Source organism: Candidatus Cyanaurora vandensis (assembly GCF_013285555.1).
Classification (GTDB): domain Bacteria; phylum Cyanobacteriota; class Cyanobacteriia; order Gloeobacterales; family Anthocerotibacteraceae; genus Cyanaurora; species Cyanaurora vandensis.
Genome location: NZ_JAAXLT010000217.1, coordinates 1 through 3,400 on the forward strand (window position 1 = coordinate 1; position 3,400 = coordinate 3,400).

Consider the following 3,400-nt stretch of genomic DNA (forward strand, 5'->3'; position numbering starts at 1 on the left):
CCGCTGACCTTAGAAGAGTTTAGGGGGTAGCAGCCAGAGTAACTGTGCGCCCTCTAGCTGCCAAGCCAACCGCGCTACCCCCGATTTTTTCAGCAAGATTTGTCCGTAGGGCTGTCCATAAAGTAACAGTTCAATCCAGTGACCTAGATCTGGCTGATGGCCCACTAGAGCTATGGCAGTGGGGAGGGGCTCCTGGGTTGTCAGCCAATCCTTAAAAAGGGTTATATCTCCCCCCGGTGCTAGGGGGGCATAGACTCTCAGGGCCGCCGTCAAGCCCACTTCCTCCAGTAGCAAAGCCGTCTCCATCGCCCGGACCACGGGACTTGTTAAAAGCAAGTCCCAGGTCACGCCCAAGCGTTTGAGTGCATGGGCCATTTGACGGGTACGTTGCATGCCTTCGCGGGTGAGCGGTCGGGTCATATCTGGTTGGGAGCTAGACCTGTCCAAGGCCAGCCCATGACGCACAAAATAAAGGTCCATGTCCATTTATTGAATCATGACTCCGTGTCCCATCGAGTTCAAATCAGGAATTATGTAGTATACAATACCAAGTAGTTGCCACTTCAGGCGAAGCAGGAGCGACAAGTCCCAGGTACGGAGTACGCCATGATTCAAGCAGTCCGGTTTACATTGGCTGAGATTAGTAATGAGGCCCGTCATTTCGTAGAGCGCGGGCGGGTAGCTCGCCATCAGCCGCTGGTTATGCTGGCTCCTTTTTATTCAGCAGCGGAATGGTCCGGGATCACCCAGGAACTCATCTGCCACGATTTTTGTCTACATGACCCGGTTTGTGACTTGGTAGCCCAGGAAGACTGGCCCAACGACTAAGTGCGGTCCAAAGCTTTGAAACCAATGTCCCGGCGGTAGTACATTCCTGGGAAATGCACTCGGGCGATGGTTTGGTGGCAAACATCAAGGGCTGCTCTCAGACTCTTCGCCAATCCCGTCACCGCTAGGACCCGTCCGCCCTGAGTCGTCCAGCTTGACGCATCACCAGCCGTCCCCGCATGAAAAATTAACCCCGGTCCCTGGTCCAAGCCCGTGATGGGGTCGCCCTTAGCGTAAACCCCCGGATAGCCCGCCGCTGTTACTACCACCGTTGCTGCGTAGCCATTCGCCCAAGTCAAGATCAACTGGTCTAGGGTCCCGTCTAGGATGGCTTTACATACGTGCGCGAAGTCTGTTTGTAGTAAGGGCAAGACCGCTTGGGTCTCCGGGTCGCCCAGGCGACAGTTGAACTCAACCACCGCCGGTTCACCCGCTGCATCAATCATCAAGCCCGCATACAGGATGCCTCGATAGGTAATCCCGCGTGCCTGTAACCCCCGCAGCGTCGGCTCCAAAATGAGCTTTTGGATTTTGACCAGGGTGGCTGGGGTCAACCAGTCCAGCGGGGCGTAAGCTCCCATGCCCCCTGTGTTAGGTCCGGTGTCTCCTTCACCAATTGTTTTGTGGTCTTGGGCCGCTAGGAGGGGAACCACCACCCGCCCATCGGTCAGGGCTAATACTGAGACCTCTTCACCTACTAAAAAATCTTCAAGGACCACCTGGGTCTGACCACCAGCAAAACAAGCCGTCAGGGCCTGCGCTGCTTCGGCATAGTTCGGCGCAATCGTCACGCCTTTACCCTGGGCTAAACCATCCGCCTTGACCACCAAGGGCCAAATAGCTTGCTTCAGGTAAGCCAAGGCCGGAGCGAGTTCTCGGAAAACCCCAGCTTTCGCCGTGGGGACTCCCGCCTCAGCCATTAAGTCCTTAGCCCAAGCCTTAGAACTCTCAATCTGGGCACCCTGTTGCGTGGGACCAATTAACGCCAGCCCCCGCGCTTGGAAATAATCCACCACCCCAGCCGCAAGAGGTACTTCCGGCCCGACAATGCCCCAGTCAATCCCCTGCACTTGAACTAACTGTACAAGAGCCGGGAAATCCAGAGGGTCCAAAGCGATATTGACGACTTTAGGAACGGTGGCAGTACCCCCGTTCCCCGGCACACAAAAAATAGTCTCGACTAAAGGAGACTGGCTCAACTTCCAAGCCAGACAGTGTTCACGCCCGCCCCCGCCCAGCACCAAGACCTTCATCGTTGCCCCCGGCCCACTAATCCACCACCTTGATTTTCCCGATGGCAATCAGTTCGAGAATGCGTTGCATCTGCGCAAGTTCTTCTTCTGAGATGTTGCCGTCTTCCATAATGACTAGGGTGAATTGGTCCTGTTCAGCGCGGGTTAGTACCCCAGCTTCGAGAATATGGTCTACCAGGGCAGCAAGCTCCATCGCAAACTCCAATGACCTTCTTATTTTAGAGCTACGGTGTCTCCGGTACACTGTGAAGGGAACGATGGGTGGACAAGATGGCTGAGGGTAATTGGCGGGTACGGGGTGTACGCGGGGCGATAACTGTAGTCGAGAATACGCAAATGAGTATCCGCGAGGCGACCTTAGAAGTATTCATCGCCCTCATCCAAGCCAATACCATCAGCCCCAGCGAAGTTGTGATGGTCCTTTTTTCCTGTACCCCAGACCTAGATGCGGGTTTCCCCTCCCAGGCTGTGCGCGAAACGCTACCGGCTTGGGAACTAGTACCGTTATTAGATTTGGCCCAGTTGGATGTGCAAGGTAGCCTCCCTCGTTGTCTAAGAGTTATCCTCCAGTTCAATACACCCAAGACTCAAGCCCAAGTCCGGCCCATCTATCTACGTGGCGCGATGGCCCTGCGGCCTGACCTTGTTCAAATTAATAGCTAACCTTGTGTTACCATATCGACAACTAAAACCCATGCGTGTCCATGGCTAAAGTCTTGGTCCTCAACGCATCCTACGAACCCCTCAACATAACAAGCTGGCAACGCGCTGCTGTCTTAGTCCTCAAAGGAAAAGCAGAGCGCGTTGAACATACCAGCCTTCTACTTGCTCCAGACTTCCCCCTGCCCACGGTGGTCCGGCTCCGCCACTATGTTCAAGTCCCCTACAAAGAAATCCCGTTGACCCGCCGCAATATTCTCTATCGAGATGGACATACCTGCCAGTATTGCTTTTGCAAAGAGGACTTAACGATAGACCATATCATTCCCCGTTCCCGTAAGGGCGGCGATTCCTGGGAAAACTTTGTCACGGCCTGTGTCCGCTGCAATATTAGAAAAGGCAACCGCACGCCCCATGAGGCCGGGATGACCTTAGCCAGAAAACCCTCGCGCCCCCATAGTTCCCTCTATTTCGAGGTGAGCAAACACCTAAAAAGCGGCTTCAACGAGGAGTGGCGTAAATATGTAATCGGGCTGGGTTGACAGCCCTTTTTTTTGAGTAGGGGCGGTTTTCAAACCCGCCCCTACAAAAACCCTTAAAAAAAGGCCCCCGCGCGGGAGCCTCTTTTCGATGCTGATTGACTCAGGGATTAACCAGCC

The 3,400-nt window shown here is 54.6% G+C and carries 6 protein-coding genes; 3 read left to right on the forward strand and 3 right to left on the reverse strand.

What is annotated here, in order from left to right; genetic code table 11:
* Positions 1-9 precede the first annotated feature (9 nt).
* Positions 10-486, reverse strand: a complete 477-nt coding sequence (gene sixA / locus HFM78_RS15465; protein WP_315861919.1) for a phosphohistidine phosphatase SixA — start codon at positions 484-486, stop codon at positions 10-12.
* 120 nt (positions 487-606) lie between these two features.
* Here sixA and HFM78_RS15470 point away from each other — a divergent pair, with 120 nt between their 5' ends.
* A complete protein-coding gene (locus HFM78_RS15470) occupies positions 607-828 on the forward strand; it encodes a DUF4327 family protein (protein WP_287130355.1) in 222 nt (73 codons plus the stop codon).
* On the opposite strand, the gene purD is transcribed toward HFM78_RS15470, so the two are convergent.
* On the reverse strand, positions 825-2,081 hold the full coding sequence (gene purD / locus HFM78_RS15475; RefSeq protein ID WP_287130356.1) for a phosphoribosylamine--glycine ligase: 1,257 nt from the start codon (positions 2,079-2,081) through the stop codon (positions 825-827). The genes HFM78_RS15470 and purD overlap by 4 nt on opposite strands.
* Positions 2,082-2,097: 16 nt before the next feature.
* Positions 2,098-2,274 carry a hypothetical protein gene (locus tag HFM78_RS15480; RefSeq protein WP_287130357.1) on the reverse strand — a complete coding sequence of 59 codons (177 nt, stop codon included), beginning with the start codon at positions 2,272-2,274 and terminating at the stop codon, positions 2,098-2,100.
* Positions 2,275-2,351: 77 nt separating this feature from the next.
* On the opposite strand from HFM78_RS15480, the gene aroH reads away from it, so the two are divergent.
* Both aroH and HFM78_RS15490 read left to right on the forward strand, forming a co-directional pair.
* Positions 2,352-2,744 carry a chorismate mutase gene (aroH, locus tag HFM78_RS15485; protein ID WP_287130358.1) on the forward strand — a complete coding sequence of 131 codons (393 nt, stop codon included), beginning with the start codon at positions 2,352-2,354 and terminating at the stop codon, positions 2,742-2,744.
* Positions 2,745-2,785: 41 nt separating this feature from the next.
* Positions 2,786-3,283 (forward strand): HNH endonuclease, encoded by a 498-nt coding sequence (locus tag HFM78_RS15490; protein WP_287130359.1) that lies wholly within the window; start codon positions 2,786-2,788, stop codon positions 3,281-3,283.
* Positions 3,284-3,400: the final 117 nt, after the last annotated feature.

Bases quoted from the DNA above. Each gene is read 5' to 3' on its own strand.
- HFM78_RS15470 (WP_287130355.1), top strand. From the start codon at position 607: ATGATTCAAGCAGTCCGGTTTACATTGGCTGAGATTAGTAATGAGGCC.
- aroH (WP_287130358.1), top strand. From the start codon at position 2,352: ATGGCTGAGGGTAATTGGCGGGTACGGGGTGTACGCGGGGCGATAACT.
- sixA (WP_315861919.1), bottom strand. From the start codon at position 486: ATGGACATGGACCTTTATTTTGTGCGTCATGGGCTGGCCTTGGACAGG.
- HFM78_RS15480 (WP_287130357.1), bottom strand. From the start codon at position 2,274: ATGGAGCTTGCTGCCCTGGTAGACCATATTCTCGAAGCTGGGGTACTA.
- HFM78_RS15490 (WP_287130359.1), top strand. From the start codon at position 2,786: ATGGCTAAAGTCTTGGTCCTCAACGCATCCTACGAACCCCTCAACATA.
- purD (WP_287130356.1), bottom strand. From the start codon at position 2,081: ATGAAGGTCTTGGTGCTGGGCGGGGGCGGGCGTGAACACTGTCTGGCT.